Annotated in this window: 22 protein-coding genes; 4 read left to right on the forward strand and 18 right to left on the reverse strand. The window is 73.6% G+C overall.

All coding sequences use genetic code 11. The features are described from left to right. Positions 1–46: 46 nt before the first annotated feature. The 3 genes from PUR71_RS30975 to PUR71_RS30985 form a co-directional block, all read right to left on the reverse strand. Positions 47–292, reverse strand: a complete 246-nt coding sequence (locus tag PUR71_RS30975; protein WP_329930480.1) for a LapA family protein — start codon at positions 290–292, stop codon at positions 47–49. A 139-nt stretch (positions 293–431) separates the two neighbouring features. Next, the gene (locus PUR71_RS30980) at positions 432–2,204 is read right to left on the reverse strand and encodes an ABC transporter ATP-binding protein (protein ID WP_329930481.1); all 1,773 of its coding nucleotides are present in this window, start codon (positions 2,202–2,204) and stop codon (positions 432–434) included. 43 nt (positions 2,205–2,247) lie between these two features. Continuing rightward, positions 2,248–4,059, reverse strand: coding sequence for an ABC transporter ATP-binding protein (locus PUR71_RS30985; protein WP_329930482.1), 1,812 nt, complete (start codon positions 4,057–4,059; stop codon positions 2,248–2,250). A gap of 449 nt (positions 4,060–4,508) precedes the next feature. Here PUR71_RS30985 and PUR71_RS30990 point away from each other — a divergent pair, with 449 nt between their 5' ends. Further along, positions 4,509–5,372, forward strand: a complete 864-nt coding sequence (locus PUR71_RS30990; protein ID WP_329930483.1) for an aldo/keto reductase — start codon at positions 4,509–4,511, stop codon at positions 5,370–5,372. A 267-nt stretch (positions 5,373–5,639) separates the two neighbouring features. On the opposite strand, the gene PUR71_RS30995 is transcribed toward PUR71_RS30990, so the two are convergent. After that, entirely contained in the window at positions 5,640–6,503 is an 864-nt protein-coding gene (locus tag PUR71_RS30995) for a MarR family winged helix-turn-helix transcriptional regulator (protein WP_329930484.1), read from the reverse strand. Between the two features lie 405 nt (positions 6,504–6,908). Here PUR71_RS30995 and fabG point away from each other — a divergent pair, with 405 nt between their 5' ends. After that, positions 6,909–7,673, forward strand: a complete 765-nt coding sequence (gene fabG, locus PUR71_RS31000; protein WP_329930485.1) for a 3-oxoacyl-ACP reductase FabG — start codon at positions 6,909–6,911, stop codon at positions 7,671–7,673. Positions 7,674–7,917: 244 nt separating this feature from the next. Next, positions 7,918–8,748, forward strand: a complete 831-nt coding sequence (locus tag PUR71_RS31005) for a phosphatase PAP2 family protein (protein ID WP_329930486.1) — start codon at positions 7,918–7,920, stop codon at positions 8,746–8,748. A gap of 55 nt (positions 8,749–8,803) precedes the next feature. Here the strand turns inward: PUR71_RS31005 and PUR71_RS31010 are convergent, their stop codons facing one another. Beyond that, positions 8,804–9,007, reverse strand: coding sequence for an I78 family peptidase inhibitor (locus PUR71_RS31010; RefSeq protein ID WP_329930487.1), 204 nt, complete (start codon positions 9,005–9,007; stop codon positions 8,804–8,806). A 76-nt stretch (positions 9,008–9,083) separates the two neighbouring features. Between PUR71_RS31010 and PUR71_RS31015 the strand changes: the two genes are divergently transcribed. Beyond that, positions 9,084–9,356, forward strand: coding sequence for a DUF6343 family protein (locus PUR71_RS31015; RefSeq protein WP_329930488.1), 273 nt, complete (start codon positions 9,084–9,086; stop codon positions 9,354–9,356). Positions 9,357–9,430: 74 nt separating this feature from the next. Here the strand turns inward: PUR71_RS31015 and PUR71_RS31020 are convergent, their stop codons facing one another. The 13 genes from PUR71_RS31020 to PUR71_RS31080 all read right to left on the reverse strand — a co-directional run bounded on the left by PUR71_RS31020 (position 9,431) and on the right by PUR71_RS31080 (position 25,171). Next, positions 9,431–10,837: an aspartate aminotransferase family protein gene (locus PUR71_RS31020; RefSeq protein WP_329930489.1), complete on the reverse strand. Its 1,407-nt coding sequence runs from the start codon at positions 10,835–10,837 to the stop codon at positions 9,431–9,433. Then, on the reverse strand, positions 10,827–12,737 hold the full coding sequence (dxs, locus tag PUR71_RS31025) for a 1-deoxy-D-xylulose-5-phosphate synthase (RefSeq protein WP_329930490.1): 1,911 nt from the start codon (positions 12,735–12,737) through the stop codon (positions 10,827–10,829). Before dxs ends, PUR71_RS31020 begins: the two co-directional genes overlap by 11 nt. Before the next feature lie 116 nt (positions 12,738–12,853). Beyond that, positions 12,854–13,882, reverse strand: a complete 1,029-nt coding sequence (gene hpnH, locus PUR71_RS31030) for an adenosyl-hopene transferase HpnH (protein WP_329930491.1) — start codon at positions 13,880–13,882, stop codon at positions 12,854–12,856. Positions 13,883–13,884: 2 nt separating this feature from the next. After that, positions 13,885–14,562 carry a phosphorylase family protein gene (locus tag PUR71_RS31035; RefSeq protein ID WP_329930492.1) on the reverse strand — a complete coding sequence of 226 codons (678 nt, stop codon included), beginning with the start codon at positions 14,560–14,562 and terminating at the stop codon, positions 13,885–13,887. Beyond that, on the reverse strand, positions 14,559–16,640 hold the full coding sequence (shc, locus tag PUR71_RS31040) for a squalene--hopene cyclase (RefSeq protein ID WP_329930493.1): 2,082 nt from the start codon (positions 16,638–16,640) through the stop codon (positions 14,559–14,561). The genes PUR71_RS31035 and shc overlap by 4 nt, the downstream gene beginning before the upstream one ends. Before the next feature lie 7 nt (positions 16,641–16,647). Continuing rightward, the gene (locus PUR71_RS31045; RefSeq protein ID WP_443077630.1) at positions 16,648–17,736 is read right to left on the reverse strand and encodes a polyprenyl synthetase family protein; all 1,089 of its coding nucleotides are present in this window, start codon (positions 17,734–17,736) and stop codon (positions 16,648–16,650) included. Positions 17,737–17,873: 137 nt separating this feature from the next. Beyond that, entirely contained in the window at positions 17,874–19,307 is a 1,434-nt protein-coding gene (gene hpnE / locus PUR71_RS31050) for a hydroxysqualene dehydroxylase HpnE (protein WP_329930494.1), read from the reverse strand. Between the two features lie 127 nt (positions 19,308–19,434). After that, positions 19,435–20,292, reverse strand: coding sequence for a presqualene diphosphate synthase HpnD (hpnD, locus tag PUR71_RS31055; RefSeq protein WP_329930871.1), 858 nt, complete (start codon positions 20,290–20,292; stop codon positions 19,435–19,437). Between the two features lie 41 nt (positions 20,293–20,333). Further along, positions 20,334–21,290, reverse strand: coding sequence for a squalene synthase HpnC (gene hpnC / locus PUR71_RS31060; RefSeq protein WP_329930495.1), 957 nt, complete (start codon positions 21,288–21,290; stop codon positions 20,334–20,336). 312 nt (positions 21,291–21,602) lie between these two features. Next, the gene (locus tag PUR71_RS31065; RefSeq protein WP_329930496.1) at positions 21,603–22,412 is read right to left on the reverse strand and encodes an ABC transporter ATP-binding protein; all 810 of its coding nucleotides are present in this window, start codon (positions 22,410–22,412) and stop codon (positions 21,603–21,605) included. Continuing rightward, positions 22,405–23,346 carry an ABC transporter permease gene (locus tag PUR71_RS31070; protein ID WP_329930497.1) on the reverse strand — a complete coding sequence of 314 codons (942 nt, stop codon included), beginning with the start codon at positions 23,344–23,346 and terminating at the stop codon, positions 22,405–22,407. Before PUR71_RS31070 ends, PUR71_RS31065 begins: the two co-directional genes overlap by 8 nt. 146 nt (positions 23,347–23,492) lie before the next feature. Then, positions 23,493–24,338 carry a glycosyltransferase family 2 protein gene (locus PUR71_RS31075; RefSeq protein WP_329930872.1) on the reverse strand — a complete coding sequence of 282 codons (846 nt, stop codon included), beginning with the start codon at positions 24,336–24,338 and terminating at the stop codon, positions 23,493–23,495. A 95-nt stretch (positions 24,339–24,433) separates the two neighbouring features. Then, complete coding sequence (locus PUR71_RS31080; RefSeq protein ID WP_329930873.1) at positions 24,434–25,171, reverse strand: CDP-alcohol phosphatidyltransferase family protein; 738 nt, start codon at positions 25,169–25,171, stop codon at positions 24,434–24,436. Positions 25,172–25,244: the final 73 nt, after the last annotated feature.

Here is a 25,244-nt window from a genome sequence, read left to right on the forward strand (position 1 = left end):
GGCGCGAACCCGGACGCGCCGCCCCGCGCCGGCCCGGGGCCAGTGGTCACCGGGCGCGCCGCCCCTTCAGCAGCCAGCCCAGCGCGCCGCCCGCGAGCAGGGTGGCCAGCAGGGCGATCCACAGCGGCGCGGTGACGGTGAACACCCAGAACTGGATCTTCACCTTGTCGAGGTTGGCGAACAGGAACCACACCGCGAGGACGACGATGACGCCGATCCCGATGTACCGGGTGGGGATCCCGCCGATCTCGCTGCGCTGGGGGCTGGACGAGCCGCCTGAAACTTTGGTCACCGGAGCAGTCTGCGGCCCCCGACCCCGGTTTGCCCGGATGCGCGCCCTTCGGTGCGGGCGGAGTAACCCGCACGGGGCAATCCGGCCCCGCGCGGGTTTGGGACGCGCAGGGCGCGGAGGCCACCGACCCCGAGGCGTACTACCGCTCGTCCCGCCAGGAACGCCACAGCGCCGCGTACGGGCCGCCGGCCGCGACCAGCTCCGGGTGGCTGCCGTACTCGCTGATCCGCCCGCCCTCGACCACCGCGATCACGTCGGCGTCGTGCGCGGTGTGCAGCCGGTGCGCGATGGCGATGACCGTCCGCCCCTCCAGCACCCGGGAGAGCGAGCGCTCCAGGTGCCGGGCGGCGCGCGGGTCGAGCAGCGAGGTGGCCTCGTCCAGCACGAGGGTGTGCGGGTCGGCCAGCACCAGCCGGGCCAGAGCCAGTTGCTGGGCCTGCGGCGGAGTCAGCGCGGCGCCGCCGGAGCCGACCTCGGTGTCCAGGCCCTCCGGGAGGGCGTCCACCCAGGAGCCGGCGTCCACCGCGTCGAGCGCGGCCCGCAGCTCGGTGTCGTCGGCCCCGGGCGCGGCCAGCCGCAGGTTGTCCCGCAGCGTGCCCACGAAGACGTGGTGCTCCTGGTTGACGAGCGCCACCTCGGCCCGCACCCGCTCGGCCGGCATCCGCGCGAGCGCCGCCCCGCCGAGCGTGACACTGCCCCGGCCGGGCGCGTAGATCCCGGCCAGCAGCCGGCCGAGGGTGGACTTGCCCGCCCCGGACGGCCCGACCAGCGCCACCCGACTGCCCGGGGCGACGTCCAGGCTGATCCCGTGCAGGACGTCCGCGCCCTCGCGGTAGCCGAACCGCACGTCCGTGGCCTCGACCCGGCGGCCCTGCGGACGCGCGCCCTCGTCGCCCTCGTGCTCCGGTACCTCGCGGACGCCGACCAGCCGGGCCAGCGAGGCCTGCCCGATCTGCAGTTCGTCGTACCAGCGCAGGATCAGGTCGACCGGGCCGGTGAGCATCTGCGCGTACAGCACCCCGGTGGTCAGCTGGCCGACGGTGATCCACCCGCGGAGGGCGAAGAGGCCGCCCAGCACCAGCGTGGCCAGCACCGCTGAGGCGTAGACAGCGTCGACGGTCGGGAACCACACCGAGCGGAGCCACAGCGTGTACCGCTCCCAGGCCAGCCACTCGCGCAGCTTGCGGTCCGTCAGCCGGACCCGCTGGTCGCCCAGGCGCAGCGCCTCGACCGTCCGCCCGGCGTCCACCGTCTCGGCGAGCACGGTGTTCACCGCGGCGTACCCGGCCGACTCGTTGCGGTAGGACCGCGGCGCGCGCCGGAAGTACCAGCGGGAGCTGGCCAACAGCAGCGGGAGCCCGACCAGCGAGGTGAGCGCGAGCAGCGGCGAGGTGACCAGCAGCGCTCCGAGCACGAGCAGCAAGGAGACGACGGCGACGGCGAGTTCGGGCACCGCCTCGCGCACGGACTTGTCCAGCCGGTCGATGTCGGTGGTGCCCCGGGAGACGAGGTCGCCGGTGCCGGCCCGCTCCAGGACGCCGGTGGGCAGGGCGACCGAGCGGACCAGGAAGTCCTCGCGCAGGTCCGCGAGGACCCGCTCGCCGAGGATCGCGCCGCGCATCCGGGACCAGCCGGTGAAGGCGGACTGCACCGCCAGCGCCAGCAGGTACCAGCCGACGGTCACCCCGATGGAGGCGCGCGCGCCGTCCGCGGCGAGCGACTCGACCAGCCCGCCCAGCACCCAGGGCCCGACCAGCCCGGCGAGCGTGGCCACCGAGTGCAGCGTGACCACCCCGGAGAAGGCCCCGCGGTGGCGCCGCGCGAGCAGCCGCAGGTACGAGCGCACGGCGGCCGGGGAGCCGACCGGCAGGGTGGCGGCCGGCCCCTGCTCCTGATGCAGAGGGGGCTTCATGAGGTACTCCTCGCTGGCGTCGCAGGACAGGTGACGGACGTGCTCACGCGGCACCCTCCCCGGCTCTCGCCGCGACCGGAGCCGCAGCCACAGCCGCCACCGCGGGCACGGCCTCCTCGTCACGGGTGACCACCGACCGGTACGCGGGCTCCGCCCGCATCAGCTCGCGGTGCCGCCCGGCCGCGACCGCCCGGCCGTCGCGGATCAGCACCACCCGGTCCGCCTGGTCGAGCAGCAGCGGACTGGTCGCGAACACCACCGTGGTGCGCCCGGTCCGGACCTCCCGCAAGCCGGTGGCGATCCGCGACTCGGTGTGGGCGTCGACCGCGCTGGTGGGTTCGTCCAGGACGAGCACCGGCGGGTCGGCCAGCAGCGCGCGGGCCAGCGCGAGCCGCTGGCGCTGGCCGCCGGACAGCGACCGGCCGCGCTCGGTGATCAGGGCGCGCATCGGGTCTCCCCCGCACTCCGGCGAGCCCTCCACCAGGGCCTGCAGCACGTCCTCGGAGCGGGCCGCCGCGAGCGCCTCGGCCACCGGCACCCGGCCCGAGGACGGGATGTCGAACAGGCCGGCCAGCGTGCCGGAGAGCAGCACCGGCTCCTTGTCGTGGACCAGCACCGCGGCCCGGGCCTCGGCCAGCGGCACCGCGTCCAGCTCCGTCCCGCCGAGCCGGGCGCAGGGCCGCCGCTCCTCCTCGGCCGCCGGGACGTGCCCGCCGAGCCGCTCGGCGAGCGCCCCGGCGAAGTCCGGGTCGCCGCAGACCACGGCGGTCAGCTCACCGGCCCGGGCGGTCAGCCCCGTCACCGGATCGTGCAGGTCGCAGTGGTCCGGCCGGGTCAGCGAGGCCTGCGCGGCGCCGCTGGTCCGGCGCAGCGAGAGCACCCGGACGGCGCGGCCCGCGGAGACCCGGGCGACACTCCAGGCGTGCGCGGCCTCGCCGAGGATCCGCAGCGGCGCCGCCAGGAAGGCGGTGGCGCCGTACACGGCGATCAGGGTGCCGACGGCGAGCTCGCCGGAGGCCGCCAGCCGGGCCCCGTACCAGGTGACCCCGATGACGAACAGGCCCGGCAGCAGCACCTGTTGGGCCTGCATCAGGGACCACAGCCGGGCCGAGCGGACGGCCGCGGCGCGGACCTTCTGGGAGGCCGCGCGGTAGCGCTCCAGGAACAGTTCCTCGCCGCCGATGCCGCGCAGCACCCGCAGCCCGGCGACGGTGTCGGCGGCGAGCTCGGTGGCCTTGCCGCCGAGCTCGCGCTGCTTCTCGTAGCGCCGCTCGAACGGTCCGATCAGCGGCCAGACGGAGGCCGCGAGCACCGGCACGCCGAGCAGCACGCCGAGGCCGAGCACCGGTTCGCTCACCAGCACCACCGCGCTGACGGCCAGCCAGACGATCACCGCGGCCCGGACGCGGGCGACCAGCTCGACGTACCAGCCGATCCGCTCGACGTCCCCGCTGCCGACCGCGACGACCTCGCCGGTGGCGATCCGCCGGGACAGCCCGGCGCCGAGGTGCGAGGCCTGCCGGGCGACCAACTGCCGGACGTGGGTGGCGGCGTGGATCCAGTTCCAGACCGCCTGGCGGTGCAGCAGGACGGTGCCGAGCGAGGCGACCGCGGCGAGCAGCACCACGAGGGCGCCGGCCCGCCAGATCCCGCCCGCGTCGCCGTCCACGGCGGCCTGGACGCCGTGTCCGAGCGGGACGGGCAGGGCGGCCTGGCCGCCCATCTCCAGCAGCGCCCAGCAGGTGGAGAGCACCTGCCCGCGCCGCTGGGCGCGCTGGAGCCAGCGCAGGAGGGCGAGGGGTGAGGAGAGGTCGGGACGGCCGGGATCGGCCAGGGGGAGGGTTGCGAGCGGCATGACACTCCGATGCCGGTGGTTCGGGGGACGGTCCTGGGCGGCCCGGACCGGCGCGCGGAACGGCGGCACGCCAGACGACGGCACGCCGGTTCGGCGGCACGCGGCCCGCGGCGAGCAGGGCCGCGGTGCGCACGGTCCGGGAGGGTTCGGGATGGTTCGGGGCGCCGCGCGTCACGGACGGCACGGGCGGCAAGGCGACGGAAACGCGCCCGGCGACGGCCCGGGCGGACTGGGGAGGGCACGAAGGGCCCGTGTCTCAGGAGGTCATGGCCGCGAGCCTGCCAACCCGGATGTGATCCGCGCAACAGGTTTTCCGGGCCCGCCCCCGCGGTTCCGCGCCCGGGCACCCCGCGGCCCCGCAAGGTTCACCCGAACGGCGGGAACAAACCCCCCCGGAGCACCAGTTGCCCCACTGGAACCCATGGTCGACCAGGAGGGCACCCCTTCCCGTGAGCAACATCCCCACCGTGACCCTGAACGACGGCACGCGGATCCCGCAGCTCGGCTTCGGCGTGTGGCAGGTCCCGGACGCGGAGGCCACCCCGGCCGTCCGCACCGCCATCGAGGCGGGCTACCGCTCGATCGACACCGCGGCGATCTACGAGAACGAGACGGGCACCGGCCAGGCCGTCACCGAGGCGCTGGCCGGCGGCGTGGCCCGCGAGGACCTCTACATCACCACGAAGCTGTGGAACTCCGGCACCCGCGACTGGTCCGGCGCGCAGGGCCGGGACGCGGTCCTGCGCGAGTTCGACGCCTCGCTGGCCAAGCTCGGCCTGGAGTACGTCGACCTCTACCTGATCCACTGGCCGCGCCCGATGCACGGCACCTACCCGAACGTCTGGAAGGCACTGGAGCAGCTCAAGGCGGACGGCCGGGCCCGCTCCATCGGCGTCTCGAACTTCGGCCCCGAGCAGCTGACCCGCCTGGTCGACGAGGCCTCGGTGGTCCCGGCGCTCAACCAGGTGGAGCTGCACCCGTACTTCCCGCAGACGGAGCTGCGCGCCTTCCACGCCGAGCACGGCATCGCCACCGAGGCGTGGAGCCCGCTGGGCCAGGGCAAGGACCTGCTCACCGAGCCGGCACTGGTGAAGATCGCCGAGAAGCACGGCCGCACGGTCGCCCAGGTCGTGCTCCGCTGGCACCTGCAGAGCGGCATCATCGCGATCCCGAAGTCGGTCACCCCCTCCCGCATCCGGGAGAACCTGGACGTGACCGGCTTCGAGCTGGACGCGGACGACCTGGCCGCGGTCGCCGGCGTCGCCACCGGTGAGCGCATCGGCCCGGACCCGCAGGGCTTCGACTGGAACTGAGCCCCGGCAAGCCGCGACCGGCTGAGCGGCCGGCGCCGCAGCACCCGTAGCCACCAGGCCGACGGTCATATCGAAAGACCGCCCGCTCCTGAACGGAGTGGGCGGTCTTCGGCATGCCCGGAACGAGTCCGTGCCGCACATATGTGAGCACACAAGCACACGATCACTACGACACGGGCCCGAAACCCTCCCCGACCCACCCCCGTCCGACCCAGGGTCGGCCGTACGTTGGCGAATCGTTTTGGCTGGGGTTCAAAAGGGCGAAGGCTAGAGCCTGGCGGCCTTGCCGATCAGCGCGAGCGCCGGGCCGTGCTCGTGCTCCTCCAGCGGCGCCAGCAGCAACTGCTGCACCTTGGCGACGCCGGCAGCCGAGCGGTGCAGGAGGTCCTGGCCCGCCGGCGAGAGCGAGAGCAGGTTGCGCCGCCCGTCCGAGGGGTCGCGGCGGCGCTGCACCAGACCGCGGCGGACGAGACGGCTCACCATCTCGGCCATCGTGGCCTTGTCCAGCGAGGCCAGCTCACCGACCGTGCGCTGGTCCGCGCCCGGTTCCAGCTCCAGCGCGTCGAGCACCGCGTACTGCGGAGCGGTGAGCTCCGCGCCGACGTGCTCCGACCAGAGCTTGGTGTGCACCTGCTGGCTCACCCTGATCAGGTAGCCGATCGCCCGCTGGGCGTCCAGTATCGGCCGCGCGTCGCTGTACACGACCGCCGCGGGCTCCAGCCTGGCTATCTTGGCCATCACCCGGACGATCTCGACCTGCTCGTCCGCGGCGAGCGGCTCGAACAGCGTGCGCTGCACGCGGACCACGCCTCCGGTGGCCTCGCGCACCGCCTGGGCCCCGCTCTGCGACAGAGCGAGGAGCTTGCGCCGGCCGTCGGCCGGGTCGCGCCTTCTCAGCACCAGGCCGCGGCGGACCAGCCGCGCGACCATCTCCGCCATCGTGGCCTTGTCCAGCGAGGCTCGCTCGCCGACCGTCCTCTGGTCCGCGCCCGGTTCCAGCGCGAGGACCAGCAGAACGGCGAACTGCGGAGCCGTGAGATCGGCTCCGACGTGTTCGGACCACAGTCGCGTGTGGACCTGCTGTGCAACGCGGATGAGGTGTCCGGGCGACTGCTGCAGTCGCGCGGACACGCGGGTCGTCGGGATCTCCCCCAGCACCATGTATCCGTCCCGATGTCACACCCGGTGTGTGTGGGACACCCGGGTGGGGCAGTAACGGCGAGTGGGCGTCCAGCTATGAGGGAGGGCGCTCCAGCCGTGCAGCCGGTGGCTGCTGGCGGACACTATACAAACGGCGGGCCCTCGCTGGCAGGCAGGGGCGGATAGTAGACGCAGGTTCGGCAACATTGGCATATTTACGCGCCGCCACGCCTTCTCGGTAACCCGTTCTCAGCAGAAAGCCGACCGGTCGGTCCTTACCCACCGTCACCTGCGCGTCTCCGCCCTGGCCGCCTTCCCTACTCGCCGGTAGGGTGTGGCCAGCGTCACCCGGGGACGCCCTTCCCTGGGAAAATCCTGAGAGAGACGAGAGCGAGCATGACCGAGCAGAGCACCCCCCGGGTCGCCGTCGTCACCGGCGCCGGACGCGGCCTGGGCGCCGCCACCGCCCTCCGGCTGGCCGCCGACGGCTACGCGGTCGCGGTCCTCGACCTGGACGAGGCGGCCGGCAAGGACACCGTCGACCGGATCACCGCCGCCGGGGGCCGGGCCCTCGCGGTCGGCGCCGACGTCTCGGACGCCGGCCAGGTCCAGGCCGCCGTGGACCGCGTCGTGGCCGAGCTCGGCGCCCCCGTCGTCCTGGTCAACAACGCCGGAGTGCTCCGCGACAACCTGCTCTTCAAGATGTCCGAGTCCGACTGGGACACGGTCATGAACGTGCACCTGCGCGGCGCCTTCCTGATGACCCGCGCGGTGCAGAAGTACATGGTGGACGCGGGTTTCGGCCGCATCGTCAACCTGTCCTCCTCGTCCGCCCAGGGCAACCGCGGCCAGGCCAACTACTCGGCCGCCAAGGCGGGCCTGCAGGGCTTCACCAAGACTTTGGCCATCGAGCTCGGCAAGTTCGGCGTGACCGCCAACGCCGTGGCCCCGGGCTTCATCGCCACGGACATGACCGCGGCCACCGCGGCCCGGGTCGGCATGGACTTCGAAGACTTCAAGCGGGCCGCAGCCTCTCAGATCCCGGTCCAGCGGGTCGGTCTGCCTGAGGACGTGGCCCACACCATCTCCTTCCTGGCGAGCGAGGGCGCCGGCTTCGTCTCCGGTCAGGTGATCTACGTCGCGGGCGGCCCCCTCGACTGACCCCTCTCCTGAGCACGGAACCTACACAGGGTGACCACGGGGCGGACGGCCGGGCGGACCGGCCGTCCGCCCCGTTCTTTTTACCGAGCCTTTTGAAGGATGATTCGAACACCACACGGACTTTCGATCGGCGATTAGCCGAAATCACTCCCCGGACCATCCCCCGTCGGCCTGATTGTCGATTTCCCGGGAAAATGACAATTCCCTCCGGAATGGCACCGGACGGATGGGTAGGGTCACCCCCGTGCCCGCCCCGAGTACCTCCCGGCAATTCCCGAACCAGCGAGCGGAGAACACCTCCCGCCGCCCCGCCGGACCGGCCCCCCACAGCCCCGCGCCCCCGGCCCCGGACGGCCGCGCGCCGCTCGGCCCGGCCGCCGCCGAGCCCGGCTGGCCCCCGATGAGCCGCCGCCGCGCCCTCCTGCTCCTCGCCACCTGCGCCGGCTACCTGCTGGTACTCGCCGGTGTACTCCTCAACACCGCCCTGGTCGACCTCGACTGGTCGGTCCGTCTGCTGCGCCCCTACGAGCGCTGGCCCAGCCTGGAACCGCTGCTCGACACCTGGGTGGTCGCCGGCCAGCGCGGCCCCTCCGCGATCGCCGCCTTCGCCTGGCTCGCCTGGCGCGCCCACCGGCTCGGCCGGCTGCGCCCGCTCCTGGTGATGGGCGTCGCCCTGCTGCTGCTCAACGTCACCGTGGGCGCCGTCAAGATCGTCACCGGCAGGCTCGGCCCGCACTACGCCCAGTACGTCGGCTCCCCCGAGCTCTTCTCCGGCGGCACGATCTTCCCCTCCGGCCACACCGCCAACGCGGTCGTCACCTGGGGCGTGCTCGCCTACCTCGCCGTCCGCTGGCGCCGCACCGGCGCGCTGATCGCCGCCGCCACCGCCTGCTCGATCGGGCTGACCACCGTCTACCTGGGCACCCACTGGGTCACCGACGTCCTGGCCGGCTGGGCCGCCGGACTGCTGGTGCTGCTCTCCCTCCCGCTGCTGGAGCCGCTCGTCACCACGGCCGAGCAGTGGCTCACCAGCCGCGGGCGGCGCGGAAGCCGCCGGGACGTCCGGGATGGCTGAGCGACGACGCCGGACCGGCTGAGCGACGGCCGGGTCAACGACCCGCCCCGGGGCCTCATCCCTCCCAGCTACGTTCCACGACGCCGTCGCGCACCGCCAGGTTGAGCCGCCCCTCCCGGTACTCCATGGTGATCACCGCGTCCGGTTCCAGCACCCGGACCGACGCCCACCCGTGCCGCCGGGCCAGTTCCCGCGCCCGCTCGATCCGCAGTCCCGCGTAGCCCTCGGCGTCCCCCGCCACCCCGCCCGACTCCGTCATCGCCCCTCCCCGGCCCGTTCCCCGGACGTACGCTGGAATCGTAGCCCGCACCCGTGCGACCGGGAGGTGAACGGGCATGCGCACCACGACCCCGCGGCGCTGGCGCAGCGGCACCGAGCCCTCGACCGCCCGCAGCGACCTCAAGCTCCGCTACCTGCTGTCGCTCATCTTCACCCCGTTGTTCGCGCTCGCGACGGTGGCCTTCGCGGTCTGGGCGTCCGTCGCCCCGTCGTACGGGGCCCCGAGCAGCGGCACCCTCACCGGGTTCGCGGTCACGATGGGCCTGCTCACCCTGTTCGCCGCCGTCGATCTCGTCGTGGTCATCCGGCGCCGCCGGACCGAGCTCTGACGCGGTGTCTCCCCCGGAGCGGGAAGTCGGCCCCACCGACCTCCCGCTCCGCGCGGCAGCGCGGCAGCGACCGGTCAGCGGTTGCCGACGGCCTGCTTCACCAGCGTCCGCCCGAAGTCCCACATCAGCCCGCTCCCCCGGTGCGCGTCGTCCATGACGTCGGTGAACGCCGTGACGAACCGGTCGACGTCCCGCTCGGTGATGATCAGCGGCGGGATCAGCTTGATCACCTCCAGGTGGTCCCCGGACACCTGGGTCAGGATCCGGTGGCGCTGGAGCAGCGGCACGACCACCATCTGGGCGAACAGCCCCTTGCGGGCCGCCTGGAGCGCGGTCCACCCGGTGCGCAGCTTGAGCGACTTCGGCCGCCCGAACTCGATGCCGATCATCAGCCCCTTGCCGCGCACCTCGGCCAGCAGTTCGTACCTGTCGACGAGCGCGGCGAGCCGCTCCCGGAAGTGGTCGCCGACCTGCCGGGCGTTCTCGACCACCTTCTCCTCGCGCATGACCTCCAGGGTCGCGAGCCCGGCGGCCATCGCCTGGGCGTTGGAGCCGAAGCTGGCCGAGTGGACGAGCACGCGGTCCATCGAGGAGTACACCTTTTCGAAGATCCAGCCCTTGCCGAGCGTCGCCCCCACCGGCACGTACCCGCCGGACAGCGCCTTGGCCGCGCAGACCAGGTCGGGCAGCACGCCCTCCTCGTGCTGGTGGGCGAAGAACTCGCCGGTGCGGCCGATCCCGGTCTGCACCTCGTCGCAGATCAGCAGCGCCTTGTGCTCGTGGAGCAGTTCCTGGGCCGCGCGCAGCCAGCCGGGCGGCGGCGTGAGGACGCCCTTGCCCTGGATCGGCTCGACGATCAGCGCCGCGACGTCGCCGCGCTTCAGTTCCCTGGCCAGCGCGCCGAGGTCGCCGAGCGGGATGGCGGTGTCGGGCAGCAGCGGGTCGAAGCCCTTGCGGAAGCCGCTCTCCCCGTTGACGGAGAGCGAGCCGGTGGTCAGCCCGTGGAAGGCGTGGTCGGCGTAGAGGATCCGCTTGCGGCCGGTGGCGTAGCGGGCGAACTTGAGCGCGGTCTCGACCGCCTCGGTGCCGCTGTTGCCGAAGAACACCCGGTCCAGCCCCGGCGCGTACGAGAGCAGCCGCTCGGCCAGCAGTCCGGGCAGCGGCGAGCAGTCGAAGCGCACGAGGTCGGGCAGGTCGAGGTCCATGACCTGCTGGACCGCCGAGCGCACCACGGGGTGGTGGCGTCCGAGGGCGAAGATGCCGAAGCCGGCCAGCATGTCGAGGTACTCGTTGCCCTCGGCGTCGTAGAAGTACGGGCCCCGCGCGCGCTCGTAGTACTTGTCGAAGCCGATGGTGTGGAGCATCCGCGGCAGCTGCGGGTTGAGGTAGCGGCCGTGCAGCTCGTACCGCTCGGCGCCGCGCTCGGCGAGGAGTGCGGCGAGGTCGAAGCGGCCGTCGGTCGGGGCGGGGTCAGCCGGCATGGCGCGGGTTCGCTCCTCTGGTCGGTAGCAGGTTCTTGGCGAAGACGGCGGTCTGGGCCGCGACCCCGGTGCCGGTCAGCCCGGCCTCCTCCAGGACCTCGCCGCGGGCGGCGTGGCCGAGGAACTCCTGGGGCAGGCCGAGCACCCGCACCGGCACGTCGACGTCGGCGTCGCGCAGCGCCTGGGCGACGGCGGCTCCCACGCCCCCCGTGCGCCCGTTGTCCTCGACCGTGACCACCAGCCGGTGGGCGGCGGCCAGGGCGGGCAGCGCCGGGTCGACGGGCTTGACCCACCGCGGGTCGACGACGGTCGCTGCGAAGCCCTCGGCGATCAGCAGCCGGGCGGCGTCCAGGCAGGCCGGCGCGGTGGTGCCGACGGCGACGAGGAGGATCTCGGGCAGGTCGCCGGTGCGCAGCAGGACGTCCACGCCGCCGATCCGTTCGATGGCCGGGACGGCGGGCCCGATGGTCGCCTTGGGGAAGCGCACGACGGTGGGCGCGTCGGCGACGTCGACGGCCTCGCGCAGCTGGGCGCGCAGCTGGTCGGCGTCGCGCGGGGCGGCCAGTCGCAGGCCCGGCACGACCTGGAGGATCGACATGTCCCACATGCCGTTGTGCGAGGCGCCGTCCGGCCCGGTGACCCCGGAGCGGTCGAGGACGAAGGTGACGCCGAGCCGGTGCAGGGCGACGTCCATCAGGACCTGGTCGAAGGCGCGGTTGAGGAAGGTCGCGTAGACGGCGACGACGGGGTGCAGGCCGCCGGTGGCGAGGCCTGCGGCGCTGGTGACGGCGTGCTGCTCGGCGATGCCGACGTCGAAGGTGCGCTCGGGGTGGGCCTTGGCGAACCGTTCCAGCCCGACCGGTTGGAGCATCGCCGCGGTGATCGCGACGACGTCGGGCCGCTCGGCGCCGATCGCGGCCATCTCGTCGCCGAACACCGAGGTCCACGAGACGCCGGCGCTGGGCGAGATGGGCAGGCAGGTGTAGGGGTCGATCGGGTTGACGGCGTGGAAGCGGTCGGCCTCGTCCTGCTCGGCGGGCCGGTAGCCGCGCCCCTTGACGGTCAGGCAGTGCACGATGACCGGGCCGCCGAAGCCCCGGGCCTGGCGCAGCGCCTGTTCGACGGCGCCGAGGTCGTGGCCGTCGATCGGGCCGAGGTACTTGAGGCCGAGGTCCTCGAACATGCCCTGCGGGGCGAAGGCGTCCTTGAAGCCCTTCTTGGCGCCGTGCAGCGCGTCGAAGATCGGCTGGCCGACCAGCGGGGTGCGTTGCAGCGCGCCCTTGCCGAGGGCGAGGAAGCGTTCGTAGCCCTGGGTGGTGCGCAGGGTGGCGAGGTGGTGGGCGAGGCCGCCGATCGTCCTGGCGTAGGACCGCTCGTTGTCGTTGACGACGATGACGAGCGGCCGGTCCTTCGCGTCGGCGATGTTGTTGAGCGCCTCCCAGGCGAGCCCGCCGGTGAGCGCGCCGTCGCCGATGACGGCGACGGTGTGCCGGTCGTGCTGGCCGAGCAGCTGGGCGGCCTTGGCGAGGCCGTCGGCGTAGGAGAGGGCGGTGGAGGCGTGCGAGTTCTCGACGAGGTCGTGCTCGGACTCGGCGCGCGACGGGTAGCCGGACAGGCCGCCCTTCATCCGCAGCCGGCTGAAGTCCTGGCGCCCGGTGAGGAGTTTGTGGACGTAGCTCTGGTGTCCGGTGTCGAAGACGATCCGGTCGTAGGGCGAGTCGAAGACCCGGTGCAGGGCGATGGTCAGCTCCACCACGCCGAGGTTCGGGCCGAGGTGCCCGCCGGTCCGGGTGACGGCGTCGATCAGGAAGTCGCGGATCTCGTCGGCGAGCAGCGGCAGTTCGGCGGCGGAGAGCTTGCGCAGGTCGGCCGGGGACGTGACGCTGGAGAGCAGTGACATGGGTACACCTCACGACTCGAGTGGTGCGGTGGTGCCTTCGCCCCCGAGGGGCGGGGCCGGCCCGGGCACGGCGCCCGGGCCGGTCTGGAGCGACCGGGCCGCCGGAGCGGCCCCGGTCAGCGGCCGCGCTTGGCGCCGACGGTGTCGGTGATCGCGCGCAGGGACTCCTTGAGCGAACCCATGGTGGCGAGGACGGCCGTCGGCTCGTAGCCGCAGTGGGCCATGCAGTTCTCGCAGCGTGGGTCCTTGCCGCGGCCGTACTTGCTCCAGTCGGTCTTCTCGACCAGCTCGCGGTAGGTGGGCACGTACCCGTCGGCCATCAGGTAGCAGGGCCGCTGCCAGCCGAAGAGCGAGTAGTTGGGGATGCCCCACGGCGTGCACTCGAAGTCCTTCTTGCCCTCCAGGAAGTCCAGGAAGAGCGGACTGTGGTTGAGGCGCCAGCGCTGGCGGTTGCCGCCGGCGAAGGCCTTTCGGAACAGCTCGCGGGTCTGGCTGACGCCGAGGAAGTGCTCCTGGTCGGGGGCCTTCTCGTAGGCGTAGGCCGGAGAGATCATCATCTCGTCGACCTTGAGCTCGTCGTTGAGGTAGTCCAGCACCTCGATGACGGTCTGCGGGGTGTCGGTGTTGAAGAAGGTGCTGTTGGTGGTGACCCGGAAGCCGCGCCGCTTGGCTTCCTTGATCGCCGCCACCGCCTCGTCGAAGGTGCCCTCCTTGGCCACCGACTCGTCGTGCCGCTCGCGCATGCCGTCGATGTGCACGGCGAAGGTGAAGTAGGGCGAAGGCCGGAACTTGTCGATCTTCTTGCGCAGCAGCAGCGCGTTGGTGCACAGGAACACGTACTTGCGGCGCTCCACCAGCTGCCGGACGATCTCGTCGATCTGCGGGTGCATCAGCGGCTCGCCGCCGGCGATCGAGACCATCGGCGCCCCGGACTCCAGCACCGCGCCGACCGCCTGGGCGACCGGCATCCGCTGCTTCAGCACGCCCGCCGGGTGCTGGATCTTGCCGCAGCCCTCGCACGCGAGGTTGCAGGCGAACAACGGCTCCAGCTCGACGATCAGCGGGAACTTGTCCCGCCGTTTGAGCAGCTTCTGCTGCATGAGGTAGGTGCCGACCCGCACGGTCTGGCGCAACGGCATGGCCATGGCTAGCTCGCCTCCTGGGGGAGCGTCGAGGATGTGGGGTGGTGCGGTTCGCTGCGGCCCGTGAGGTCCTGCCGGTACCAGTCGACGAGGGCGGGGACGGTCGCGCGCAGGGTCCGCCAGGCGCGCACCCCCGCGGGGAGCGTCCCGGGGCGGAGCAACTCCCGCTCGGGGGTGTCCACGACCACCCGCAGGACGGCCGCGGGCAGCGCGGGCCGCAGCTCGTGCAGCGCGGCGAGGACGGCGGCGGCCTCCATGTCGACGGCGAGCGCGCCCTGGAGGTACAGGGCCCGCCGTTCGAGGCCGCGGACCACGTGGTCCGCGGTGTGGTGCACCCCGTTGTGCACGGCCAGCCCGCGCTCCTTGAGCGCCCGGGCGAGGTCGGCGGCCGAGCGGACGGCGTACAGGTTGCCCTCGGCGTCGCGCACGCCGTCGGCGACGACGACGTCCCCCGGGGCGATCCCGGGGCCGACGGCCGCGCCGAAACCGGCCACCACGACCGCGCCGTAACCGCCCGGGGCGCAGCCGAGCACCCGGCGCACCGCGTGGCCGGCCCGCCGCCGGCCGACCCCGGTGCGCAGCAGCACCGGCGGGCCGCCCGCCGAGCCGCGCCAGTCCCCGCCGCGCAGGGCCCAGACCTCGGGGCCGAGCGCGCAGAGCACCAGCAGGGGCGGGGTGGTCACCGTGACGCCCCGATCGCCGGGCTGCCGCCCTCCCGCAGGACCGCGGGGCCGCCGCCCAGGTAGCGGCCGAGCGCGGTGACGGGGAAGACCAGCCGGTAGAGGTGGTAGTTGATGGAGAAGTCCCACGGGAAGCCGGTGCCGGTGAACTGCGGCTCGTCCCAGGTGCCTTCGGGCAGCTGGGTGCGCACCAGCCAGTCGACCCCGCGCTCCACCGCCGGGTTGGCCCTGCGGTCCGGGCCCTCGCCGGCGGCGAGCAGCGCCATGAGCGCCCACGCGGTCTGCGAGGCGGTCGAGTCGCCGCGCCCGGCCCAGCGCGCCGGGTCGTCGTAGGAGCGCATGTCCTCGCCCCAGCCGCCGTCGGCGTTCTGGCGGTCCTCCAGCCAGCGGACGGCCCGGCGGATCGCCGGGTGCTCGTCCGGCACGCCGGCCGCGACGAGGGCGGGCAGCACCGAGCCGGTGCCGTAGATGTAGTTGGTGCCCCAGCGGCCGAACCAGGAGCCGTCGGCCTCCTGGTTGCGCAGCAGCCACTCCACGCCGCGCCGGGTGCGCGGGTCACGCGCCTGCCCGACCTCGGCGAGCATCTCGACGACGTGCGCGGTGACGTCGGCGGACGGCGGGTCGACCACCTCGCCGAAGTCGCAGAACGGCAGCTTGTTCGGCAGCGTGCTGGTGTTGTCGACGTCGAAGGCGCCCCAGGCGCCGTTCTTGGACTGCATGCCGAGGTTCCAGCGCACCCCGCGGTCCACCGCCCCGCCGACCTTCGCCGGGTCGGGGTGGGCGACGCGACGCAGCGCGAGCACCACTTCGGCGGTGTCGTCGATGTCGGGGTAGGTGTCGTTCTCGAACTCGAACGCCCAGCCGCCCGCCTCCAGCGAGGGCCGCCGCACGCTCCAGTCGCCGCGCTTGCGGATCTCCTCGCCGAGCATCCAGTCGACGGCGGTCACCAGCGCCGGGTGATCGGCCGGCAGTCCGGCGTCGACCAGCGCGATGGTGGCCAGGCAGGTGTCCCAGACCGGGGACTGGCAGGCCTCCAGCCAGCGCATGCCGTCCTCGGTGTGCACGGTGAAGCGGTCGAAGGCGCGGAGCCCGGCCTGCATCACCGGGTGCTCCAGCTCGTAGCCCTCCAGGTGCAGGGCGATCAGCGAGTAGACGGCGGGCGGCTGGATGCCGCCCCAGCAGCCGTCGGCCTCCTGCCGCTCGACGATCCAGCGGCAGGCCTGGGCGATGGCGTGCTTGCGCAGCGGGCGCAGCGCGCGGTGGTGATAGGCGTGCAGGACCTTGTCGAGGCGCTCGAAGAGGCCGTCCCAGCTGGTGGCGGGGGCGAGCGGCCGGTCGGGGAAGGGGTGCTCGGGGTCGGTGTGCAGCTCGGTGAGCGCGAAGGGCGCCGGACGGACCGGGCGGTGGGCCGAGACGACGGTCAGCGGGACGATGGTCTGGCGGGCCCAGCAGCCGAAGGCGTAGATGTTCAGCGGGAGCCAGCGGGGCAGGAAGATGATCTCGGGCGGCATCTCGGGCAGCCGTTCCCAGGGCCACCAGCCGAAGAGGGCGAGCCAGATCCGGGTGAAGACGCGGGCGGCGGCGATGCCCCCGGCGGAGCGGACGTAGCGCGCGGCGGCCCGCATGTGCGGCGCGTCCGGGTCGTCGCCGGCGAGTTTGAGGGCGACGTAGGCCTCGACGGTCGTGGACAGCTCGGGCGGCCCGCCGTGGAAGGTGGCCCAGGTGCCGTCCTCCCCCTGCTGGGACCGGATCCAGTCGGCGGTGGCCGCGGTCTGCTCCTCGGTGCGGATGCCGAGGAACTGCCGGAGCAGTAAGTCCTCGGCGTCCATGGTGACGTTGGTCTCCAGGTCGCCCTTCCACCAGCCGTCCGGACTCTGCAGCGAGAGCAGGTGGGCGGTGGCCCGGGCCAGCGCCTCCCGGGCGTCGGCCGGGCCCGGGGCCGCCTCCCCGCCCGGCCGGGGCGGGGCGGGGTCCTCCGGTTCCCACCGCCCGGTGCCCAGCGGGGCCCGGGGGCGGTCGCCCACCGCGACCGGCTCGGGATCGTACTCAGGGTCGAGCCGGCCGTCCGCGGTTGCTGTCAACGTAACGTCACCTCTCTCGTACCACCACGAATTCGGCGAGTGCGACGAAGTGCTCGCGCACCGGGTCGGACATGGGCACCTCGTCGAGGGCGGCGAGGGCGGTCGTGTGCTGGCGGCGTGCCTCCTCCTGGGTCCAGGCGCGGCCGCCGGCCTCCTCGATGAGTGCGGCCCGGGCGGCGAGCTCGGGCTCGCTCTCCTCCCCGCGGTGCGAGGGGTCGGCGAGCTGTTCGGCCAGGCGGCGCGACGCGGCGCCGCCCTCGGCCAGAGCGGCGGCGACCGGCAGGGACTTCTTGCGCTGGCGCAGGTCGCCCCAGTGCGGCTTGCCGGTGACCTCGGTGGCGCCCCAGATGCCGAGCAGGTCGTCCACCGCCTGGAAGGCCAGGCCCAGGTGGTGGCCGTAGCGCTGGAGCGCGTCGGAGACCTCGTCGTCGGCCCCGGCCAGCACGGCGCCGATCGCCGAGGCGGCGGCGAGCAGGGCGGCGGTCTTGCCGCCCTCCATCTCCAGGCACTCGGCGACGGTGACGCTGTCGCGCTGCTCGAAGGCGACGTCCATGGCCTGCCCGTCGATGAGCCGTCGGGTGGCGGTGGTGAGCAGCCGCACGGCGCGCGCGGCGTCGACGGCGCTCGCCGGACCGGCCGCGCCGGCGTCGAGCAGCACCTCCGTCCCGAGCGTCGCCAGGGCGTCGCCGACCAGGATCGCCTGGGCCGGGCCGAAGACCGTCCAGGCGGTCGCCCGGTGGCGCCGGGTCTCGTCACCGTCCATCAGATCATCATGGAGCAGCGAGAAGTTGTGTACCAGTTCAACGGCGACCCCACCGGGCACTCCCACCTCGGCGGACGCACCCGCCGCCTGGGCCGACAGCAGGGCCAGCGCCGGACGCACGGCCTTGCCGCCGTCGCCCTTCACGGCGGTGCCGTCCCGGTCGATCCAGCCGAAGTGGTACGCCGCGACGGTGTCCATCGGTGCGGCCAAACGGGCGACGGCGTCGCGCAGCGGCGGGGTGCAGAGCGTGCGGCTGCGGGCCAGCAGCTCCGGCACCGAGACCGGTTCGGCCTGCGCCGTGCCTCCAGCGGCGGTGCCGGTGCGTGACTCCACGTGCGTTCCCTCTCCCTGGTGGTGCCGGACCGCGCGGGCCGGCCGGATGCTTGCGATGTCGGCGCGCCCGGGGTGCCCGGCGCGCCCGGGGGGACGGACGCCGGCTCTCGCGGGGTCGCCGGCGACGGGGCCGCCGGTCACCTCGGCCACCTCCCGTCGCCCCGGTCCACCGGGCGACGGGCGCCGACGGCGGCGAGGGCCGCGTCGGCGGCGGCGTGGCCGCTGCGCACGGCCCCCTCCATGGTCGCGGGCCAGCCGGTGGCCGTCCACGAACCGGCCAGCAGCAGGCCGGGCACCCGGGTGCCCGCCGAGGGGCGCAGCGCCGCGGTGCCGGGGGCCGGGTCGAACGTGGCGGTGCGCTCGCGGGTGACGAAGAAGTCGAGCACCTCCGCGCCCGCCGCGGCGGGCAGCAGCCGGGCGAGCTCCGGGAGGTAGCGCTCGCGCAGGTCGGCGACGGGCAAGTCGATCTCGTCCCGCACCGCGGACTGCGACAGCGCCAGGTACTGGGCACCGGGGTGCTCGCGGCCGAGCGCGGTGGCGGCCAGCCCGGAGTGGTCGGTGCGGTCGAAGACCCACTGCACCGGGGAGCCGAGCGCCGCGAAGAAGGGGCGGCGCAGGACCTTGCGGTCGTAGACGACGTGGACGTTGAGGATCGGCGAGGTGCCGAAGCCGGCCAGGCGCTCCTGAGCGGGGATCGCCTCCGGCGGCAGCAGGGCGGCCGTGCTGTCCTGGGCGCCGGCCAGGACGACCGTCTCGGCGGTGAGCAGCTCACCGCCCTCCAGGCGCACGGCGTGCTGCTGCACGCCGGGCTTGAGCTCCGCCGCGCGGGCGCGCAGCATGACCGTCACGCCGGCGCGCTCCAGCTCGGCGAGCGCCCGGTCGTGGTGGATGGTGCCCAGCGGGACGGCGGCGACACCGATGTCGGAGGCGCCCGGGTCGGAGAGCAGGCCGGTCTTGAACACCATGGCCGCGAGGGCCAGCGACACGTCGTCCGCGTAGGCGTTCAGGGTGGCGACGCCGACCAGGTCCCACAGGGCGGCGAGGGTCCGCTCGTTCTGCCCCTGGCGGCGCAGCCACGCGCCGAAGGACGTGCCGTCCAGCGCCGGGTCCGCGAGGTCGAGGCGCTGGAGGGCGAGCGCGCCGCGGACCACCCGGGCGCGGTCGGCCGGGCCGAGGTGCGGGTAGCGGGCGAGGCTGCCCGCCAGGTGCAGCGGCACGGGCAGGCCGGCCCGGCGCAGCCGGCCGAGGGTGCGCACGGGCGCGTCGGCCGGACCGGTCACGGAGAGCACCGGGACGTCGAGCCGCTCCTGGAGGTAGGTGAGCCGGGTGGCGCCGAGCCGGTCGAGCAGGCCGCGGTAGGCGGTGCAGCAGCGCAGGTAGACGTGCTGGCCGTTGTCGACGGTCAGCTCGCCGCGCCGGAAGGAGAAGGCGAGGCCGCCGAGCCGGGGCCGCCCCTCCAGCAGGGTGACCCGCTGCCCGGCCTCGGCCAGCCGCAGCGCGGCGGTGATCCCGGCCAGGCCGCCGCCGACCACGACGGCGACCGGGCGCGCGGCATCGGCTCGCCCGGTCATCGGCCCTCCCCCTCGCGATCGCTGGACCGCCCGGCGGCGGCTGCCGTGGTCGGCTCGGTCGTGGACAACACGGCTCCACCCATGCGTGATTCCCCGCTGACACAGCGTGACAGAACTGCGGCGAGAATCAAGAACGCCCCCCGGCGAGCCCGGAAAGCGCCACGTACGCCTTCTCCCAGCCCGGCAGCGAGACCCGGCCCCGCAGCACCGACTCGGGGTCGGCCGCGATCCGGCCGAGCAGCCGGTGGTAGATGCCGGCCATCGCGGCCGTGCAGGCCCGGCTGCGGCGGTCGAGCATCGGCAGCAGGCGCAGGCCCTCCTCGAACGCGGCCTGCGCCCGGGCGGCCTCGAAGGCGACCAGGCCGGTGAAGTCCGCGCCGGCCGGCGGCCTGGGCTGGGCGAAGCCCTGCTGGCAGCCGAACCGGACCAGGTCCTCGGTGGGCAGGTAGGTGCGGCCGTTCAGGGCGTCCTCGCGCAGGTCGCGCAGGATGTTGGTGAGCTGGAGCGCGAGGCCGAGGGTGTCGGCGTACCGCGCCCCGAGCTCGGGGTCCTCGCAGCCGTACACGCCGAGCGACAGCCGGCCGATCGCGCCGGCCACGCAGCGGCAGTAGACCTTGAGCTCCTCGTACGTCTCGTACTCGGCGCCCTTGAGGTCCATCTCGACGCCGTCGATCAGCTCGTCGAAGCCGCCGAGCGGGATCGGGAAGCGCCGGGCCGCGTCCGCGAGGGCGACCCTGATCGGGTCGGTGTCGTCCTCGGCGACCTTGCCGGCCCGCACGTCGTCCAGCAGCTCGCGGGTGCGCAGCAGCGCCTCGGCCTTGCGGTCGGCCGGGAGGTCGCCGTCGCCGATGTCGTCCACCCGGCGGGCCAGGGCGTACAGGGCCGACATCGCCAGCCGTTTGGGCTCGGGCAGCAGCCGGATGCCGTAGCTGAAGTTGCGCGCCTGCAGCCCGGTGACTGCCTCGCAGTACCGGTACGCCGCCATGACCTGGGCCGACGCCAGTGGTGATGCCGCCACTCGGGCGTTCACCTTCCCTTCGCGAAGATGGCCGCCGCCAAGGCTCCGAGGCGGCGCTTGTCCGGCTTCGCCTGCTGCGCGAGCACGTCGTACCCGGCGGCCTCGACGGCCGCCAGGGCCGCGTATCCACCTGCGGTGAATCCCGCCAGGAGCAGTCGAAGCCTCCCCCGAACCGTACCTACCAACGGCGCGCCGCGGTCGAGCAGGGTGCGGGCCCGCTCGGCCTCGAAGGCGATCAGCTCGCGGACCGGGCCGTCGGCGCTCGGCGCGGCCAGGTCGGCCTCGGTGACGCCGAAGCGCGCCAGGTCCTCGGCGGGCAGGTAGATCCGGCCGTGGGCGAGGTCCTCGGCGACGTCCTGGATGTGTTCGACGACCTGGAGTGCGGTGCAGATCGCGTCGGACAGCGCGATCCGCTCGGGGGTGGAGACGCCCGCGATGGCGAGCACCAGCCGGCCCACCGGGTCGGCGGAGAGCGTGCAGTAGCCGACGAGGTCGTCCCAGGTGGCGTAGCGGGCGGTGGTCTGGTCGACCCGGTTGGCCTCGATCAGGCGGCGGAAGGGCTCGGGGGTCAGTCCGTGCTTGTCGACCAGCGGGACGAGGGCGCGCATCAGCGGGTGCCGGGGCCGGTCGGCGCCGGACGGACGCAGCGCCGTCTCGAACACCCGGTCGAGGTCGTGCTCCAGCCCGTCGAGCAGGGCGAGCCGGAAGGCGACCTCGTCGGGAGCCGGCGGGCCGCACTGGGCCGAAGGGGTGACGGCGGGGGCCGGGAGGGGGGTGTCGACGCCCAGGAGGCGGGCGGCGCCGGCCGGGTCGGCGAGGTCGCCGTCGCCCGCGTCGTCGACCAGCCGGGCGAAGCCGTAGACCGCCATCAGGTCGCCGCGCCAGGCGGCGGGCAGGAAGAAGGGGGCGACCGGGAAGTTCTCCGCGCTCGCCTTCTTCAGGGTCGCCCCCGCGGTCTGGTCCACGGGCTCGTTGCTGGGCTGGGCCGAAGCCGACACTGCTGTCACTCCCCCGTTCTACACCGATGGGCACCACCGGTCCGACTCGGACACGCGTCCGAGAGCGGGCGTCACGTGCGGCACACGCCCCCCGCGGCTACAGCCTGACACCGCGGACCGCGCCGCAGTAGGGCGCCCCGCCCGGCGCGCGGGGCGCTCACCCCGCCGGGGGCGGGCCACCCGGACTACCGCGCGGCAACGCCGCCCGGGGCCGACACGGGCAGGGGGCCGGCCCCGGCTACTCCCGGGACCGGCCCCCTGTGCGACCGCCGCCTGGTGCTACGGGCGCTCGCCGCGCTCGTAGCGGCCGACGACCTCGTCGGTCGGGCCGTCCATGACCAGCTCGCCGTGCTCGATCCAGATGGTCCGCTCGCAGACCTCGCGGATCGAGTTGTTGTCGTGGCTGACCAGGAAGACCGTACCGGCCGACTGGCGCAGCTCCTCGATCCGCTTCTTGCTGCGCTGCTGGAAGGCCTGGTCACCGGTGGCCAGCGCCTCGTCGATCAGCAGCACGTCGTGGGTCTTCGCCGCGGCGATGGAGAACCGCAGGCGGGCGCCCATGCCGGAGGAGTACGTGCGCATCGGCAGCGAGATGAAGTCGCCCTTGTCGTTGATGCCCGAGAACTCGACGATGTCCTGGTAACGGCGGCGCACCTCCGCGGGCGGCATGCCCATCGCGAGGCAGCCGAGGACGACGTTGCGCTCGCCGGTGAGCTCGTTCATCAGGGCCGCGTTCACGCCCAGCAGCGAGGGCTGGCCGTTGGTGTAGATGCCGCCCTTCTCGGTCGGCAGCAGGCCCGCGATGGCGGCCAGCATGGTCGACTTGCCGGAGCCGTTCGAGCCGATCAGGCCGACCGCCTCGCCCTTGTAGGCGGTGAAGCTGATGCCGCGCACGGCGTGCACCTCGCGCACGCCGGCCGAGCGCTTGCGGCTGACGATGCGGCTGAGCGCCGAGGTGGCGCTGCCCTTGCCGGAGCCGGCGCCGTGCACGCGGTAGACGATGTGCACGTCGTCGACGACGACGGTGGGCTCGCGGGCGATGTCGCCGCCCGGGACGGTGTCGCGCTTGTTCAGGTCTGCGTCAGCCACGGCCGTACTCCTCCTCGGCCTTCCAGAAGAAGACGTATCCGATGATGAACATCCCGACGCCCCAGGCGATGCCGTACGTCCACTGGTGCGGCGGGAGGTCCTGGTGCTTGGCCTGGTGGTGGCTGTAGATGATGGGCGCGAAGGCGTGCCGCAGCAGGTCCATGTAGACCGAGGCCGGGTTGAGGGCCATGATCGTCTGGATGTAGTGCGGCCAGCTGTGGATCTTGTCCTGGATGCTGAACATCACGCCGGACAGGAACATCCACGCCCGCATCACGAACGGGATCAGCTGGGAGATGTCACTGGTCTTGGCGCCGATGCGGGCGAAGACCAGCGAGACGCCGGTGTTGAACATCGTCTGCAGGATCAGCGCCGGGACGATCAGCAGCCAGGTGCGGCCCGGCGCGATGCCCGCCGCCAGCACGGTGCCGACCAGGACCACCATCGAGATCAGCAGCTGCTGGAGCTGGATCACCGTGAAGGCGATCGGCAGGCAGGCGCGCGGGAAGTGCAGCGCGCGGATCAGCCCGAGGCTGTCGGAGATCGCCCGGGTGCCGGACTGCACCGCGTTCTGGGTGAACTGGAAGACGAAGACGCCGATGCACAGCCACGCGATGTAGGTGTCCGGCGGGAAGTTGTCCTTGCTCGCCAGGATCACGCCGAAGACCAGGTAGAACACCGCGCAGTTCAGCAGCGGCGTCATGACCTGCCACAGCTGGCCGAGCTTGGCATCGGTGTACTGCGCCACCAGTCGGGCGGTGGCGAAGGCCCAGATGAAGTGGCGCCGGGCCCAGAGCTGCTTGGTGTAGGCGAACAGGCCGGGACGCCGGCCGCTGACGGCCAGGCCGTACTTGTCCGCAAGCTGCTTGGGGGTCAGGCCCGCGTCCGCCCCCCTGGGGGCTGAGAGGCTGACGGGTTCACTCACTGTCGACACATTCGTCCTTCACGCGGGATCGGTCGGGGCGGCCGGTCGGCGGGGGGTCCGCCGGCCTTGCGCCGATGGGGATCCACTGGATCACGGGGGAGTCCGGCCGGTGTGTGGTCACCGGCCGCAGCGATCGATCACTCGATCTCATGAGATCAGATGACCGGTGGACGGCCCAGCCTGGTCAGTCGCCAAACGGTACGCCACCGCATCGGGCGACGCGGACCGCAAGGTTCGCGCCAGCCCGCCCGGAACCCGCCCCACCAGGCCTTCAGCGCCTCCGGGGAGGGGCGGCGGGCCAGGGTCAGCAGGAACCAGGTTCCCAAGTAGAGAGGCACGAACAGGGCCGGAAGGTTCCGTCTGGCGAGCCAGACCCTGTTCCGCGCCACGTTGTGGAAGTACGTGGCGTGCCGGGCCGGCGAGGTCGTCGGGTGGTGCAGGACCACGTCCGCCCGGTAGTCGATGGCCCAGCCGGCGTCCACCGCGCGCCACGCGAGGTCGGTCTCCTCGTGCGCGTAGAAGAACTCGGCGGGCAGCTGCCCGGCCTGCTCGAACACCGTGCAGCGCACGGCGCTCGCGCCGCCGAGGAAGGTCGTCACCCGGGAGGAGCGCAGCGGGTCGCTCGCGCGCAGCCGGGGCACGTGCCGGCGCGCGGTGACGCCGGTGTCGGGGTCGGCGATCCGGAACGAGACGATGCCCAGCGCCGGGTCGGCGGTGAAGGCCTCGCGCAGGAGGCGGGCGGAGTCGGTGCGCGGCAGGTGGCCGTCGTCGTCCAGGAACAGGACGGCGTCGACGTCCCGCCCGTCGGGACCGAACAGCTCGATGCCGACGTTGCGCCCGCCGGGGATGCCGAGGTTCTCCGGCAGCTCGACGCTGCGCACGCCCTCGGGCAGCGGCGGCAGCGGGGCGCCGTTGGCCACCACGGCCAGCTCGACCGCCGGGCCCTCCTGGGCGCGGACGGACTCGATCAGGGCGTTCAGCTCGGCGGGGCGATTGCCCATCGTGATGATCACGGCACCGAGGCGGAAGGCGTCGGCGGCGCTCCCCGTGGCGGCGGCGTTCGCGGAGGTGTTCGGGGAGGTGTTCGCGGAAGTGTTCATCGGAGCCTGCTCGAAAGGACGATGCTCAGCAGGTGCAGGACGGTCTGCAGCATGGCGATCGCGGCCAGCACGACCACGGCGATCCGGGTGAAGAACAGACCGCCGTGGACGGCGTCGGCGACGCCGGCGGCCAGGATGAACAGCGAGGCCTCGACGGCGCCCACCAGACGGTGGAACTTCAGCAGCGAGGCCGCGCGGCGGGCCTTGGCCACGGCCGCGGAGCGCGGCACCGAGGCGCTGTCCTCGACGGCCGTCAGGCCGCTGCGGGCGCGGGCCACGTCCACCAGGTCCGTCTCGGACTTGATCAGGATCGCGCCGAGCGCGGCCAGCGTGCCGAGGAAGGCCCACTCCCAGTGCGCCGCCGGGCCCTGCCGGTGGAAGAGGTCGCAGCCGCGCAGGCCGAGGCCGGTCAGCAGCGCCGCCTCGGACATGTAGTGGCCGACCCGGTCCAGGTAGACGCCGGTGAGCGAGGTCTGCCGGCGCCAGCGCGCCACCTCGCCGTCCACGCAGTCCAGCAGCAGGTACAGCTGGATCAGCAGGGCGCCCAGGACGGCGCCGGTCAGGCCCGGCACCACCAGCGCGGCCCCGGCCAGGACGCCGGTGACCATCATCAGGTAGGTGAGGCCGTTGGGCGTGATCGCCGTGACGGTGGAGAGCACCCGCGTGACCCGCAGCGAGATGCTCCGCATGTACAGGCGCCCGGCCCAGTGCTCGGCGCTGCGGCGCTGGAGCATGCCCTCCGGGTGGATCACCGCGCGCAGTTCCTCGATCGAGGGCCGGCGGGTCAGGTCCACCGGGGGCCGCTGG

Origin of the sequence: Streptomyces sp. SP17BM10, from assembly GCF_036322405.1 — a bacterium.
GTDB lineage: Bacteria > Actinomycetota > Actinomycetes > Streptomycetales > Streptomycetaceae > Kitasatospora.